General features: G+C 71.1%; 2 protein-coding genes and 1 pseudogene. 1 reads left to right on the top strand and 2 read right to left on the bottom strand.

Features of this window, described 5'->3' with window-relative positions; translation table 11 throughout:
- Both LW587_RS23820 and LW587_RS23815 read right to left on the bottom strand, forming a co-directional pair.
- Positions 1 to 1,202 (bottom strand): DEAD/DEAH box helicase (locus LW587_RS23820; protein WP_232632046.1); only part of this gene is annotated, 1,202 nt, incomplete at its 3' end.
- A 218-nt stretch (positions 1,203 to 1,420) separates the two neighbouring features.
- Positions 1,421 to 1,627 (bottom strand): hypothetical protein, encoded by a 207-nt coding sequence (locus LW587_RS23815; RefSeq protein ID WP_232632045.1) that lies wholly within the window; start codon positions 1,625 to 1,627, stop codon positions 1,421 to 1,423.
- Between the two features lie 586 nt (positions 1,628 to 2,213).
- Between LW587_RS23815 and LW587_RS23810 the strand changes: the two are divergent.
- Positions 2,214 to 2,398, top strand: a pseudogene (locus LW587_RS23810) (porin family protein); the annotation flags it as partial.

Raw genomic sequence — 2,398 nt, 5'->3', positions numbered from 1 at the left:
TCCCCGTCGCTCGGCTTGCGCCGGCTGCCGCGGCGGCGGCGCGGCTCGTCGCCTTCCGCCTCGTCGGTGACGGCGGAGAGATCGCCGTCGAGCCACGCGACCGGCCGGCCGATCAGGCTCTCGATGGCCGCGAGGGAGCGCTCGTCGGCCCGGCTCGCCAGGGTGAAGGCGCGCCCGGCCCGGCCCGCGCGCCCGGTCCGGCCGATCCGGTGGACATAGTCCTCCGGGTGGTGGGGGACGTCGAAGTTGAAAACGTGGCTCACCGCCGGGATGTCGAGGCCCCGGGCAGCGACATCGGAGGCCACGAGGAGCGGGACCTCGCCGCTGCGGAACCCGTCGAGCGCCGCGGTGCGGGCGCGCTGGTCCATGTCGCCGTGGAGCGCGGCCACGTTGAAGCCGTGGCTCGCCAGGGATTTCTGCAGCAGCGCCACGTCGCGCTTGCGGTTGCAGAAAATGAGGCCGTTCTGCAACTCGTCCGCCGAGCGGATGAGCTGGCGCAGGATCTTGCGCTTCTCGTGCCCCTCGCCGCCCGTGGCCACGAGCCGCTGCTCGATGGTCGTCGCGGTGGAGGCCGGGCGCGCCACCTCGACCCGCTGCGGGTTCGAGAGGAACATGTCGGCCAGCCGCTCGATCTCCGGCGGCATGGTCGCGGAGAAGAACAGCGTCTGGCGCGTGAAGGGCACCATCTTCACGATGCGCTCGATGTCGGGGATGAAGCCCATGTCGAGCATCCGGTCGGCCTCGTCGATGACGAGGAGCTCGACGCCGGTGAGCAGCAGCTTGCCGCGCTCGAAATGGTCGAGCAGCCGGCCCGGCGTCGCGATCAGCACGTCGGTGCCGCGGGTGAGCTTCGCGTCTTGGTCGGCGAAGGAGACGCCGCCGATGATGAGCGCCACGTTGAGCTTGTGGTTGGTGCCGTAGCGCTCGAAATTCTCCTCGACCTGCGCGGCGAGTTCGCGAGTCGGCTCGAGGATCAGCGTGCGCGGCATGCGGGCCCGGGCGCGACCGGCCTCCAGCATGGTCAGCATCGGCAGGGTGAAGGCCGCCGTCTTGCCGGTTCCGGTCTGAGCGATGCCGAGCACGTCGCGCCGGGCAAGCACGTGGGGAATGGCCTGGGCCTGGATCGGCGTCGGCTCGGTGTAGCCGGCCGCCGTGACGGCCTGGAGGACCTTGTCGCTCAGTCCGAGATCGGCAAAAGACATCGGGTGCAGAAAACCATCGCGCGTGGGATCGGCCGGTTCGGCGGGGCCGGGCGCGTGCCGACGGTCCTCACGAGAGCCGCGCGCAAGCCACCGTCGCGCATCCGGACGCGCGGGACACTTAAAGTGCCGGGCCGACTTGTCAATCGATCCCGCGAGCCGGAGCTCTGCGCGCCGGGGGCGGGGACGGTTGCGCCCGAGGCATCGCGCGCCGGCCGATCTCAGCGTCCCCGCGCCAGGCAGGGATCCAGGGCGGAGGCCCGCGCCGCCGGCCCGATCGCCCCCGTCGTCTCCGGTTCGGCGGGGCCCCGCGCCAGGCGTTGCACGCGGGGGTCTGTCGAGTGGGCGACGTACTGCGCCAGCGCGACGGAGCCGAGGCCGACGACCAGCACGACCTTCAGGGTCCAGGCGAGGAGGCCGCGCGGCATCCGCGATTCGGAGGGCATAAGCAGGTCCGTCGAGCCAAACGCCGCCCGAATCCGAGGGGCGGCTCGAGCGAGCCTCGCCCGAACAGGGTTAACGCGGCCTTATTCCGGTCGGTCGAGGGAAGGCCGAGGGGTGGGATCAAGGGGGGCGACCAAGGGGGCGACCAAGGGGCGCTCAAGGGGCGCACAAGAGAAGCGCCAAGGAGCGGGCGCCGCCTGCCCGCGCGCACGGAGACGGCCGCCCGCCGCTTGGCTGGGGCCTGACCGCACCGGCCGTCGGCCCTGGCCCCGTAAGAAATCATTAACCAAGCCGGCAAGTCGGGGACGGGCCAGGACTTGACGATCCTCCGGGGAGACCAAGCATCCGGCAGATGTGCGAAACGACACCATCGATCTAGTGGGCCCTGCGCGGCCCTCTAAGCTTCACGATTCGTTGACGGGTTCGGGCTATTTCTCCGTCATCGCAGGAGGGCGAAGGAACATCCGGGGAAGGTCCCCGGCCACCCCATCACCGGCCAGGATGACAGGCCATAACACCCGGTCGCGGCCCGTACGCGCCGGCTCCCGCCAAACCCAGGAACGTGAAACCATGAAGACCCTGCTTCTCGCCTCGAGCGCCCTCATCGCCGCCACCGCGGCCGCTTCCGCCGCGGATCTCCCGCGCCGCATGGCGCCCCCGCCGGTGTTCCAGCCCGTGCCCGTCTTCACCTGGACCGGCTTCTACGCCGGTTTCAACGCCGGCTACGGCTTCGGCGCCAACGACAGCAACCGCGC

This window comes from Methylobacterium sp. Leaf118 (assembly GCF_920984675.1).
GTDB lineage: Bacteria > Pseudomonadota > Alphaproteobacteria > Rhizobiales > Beijerinckiaceae > Methylobacterium.
This window is presented reverse-complemented; position numbering and strand designations above follow the sequence as displayed.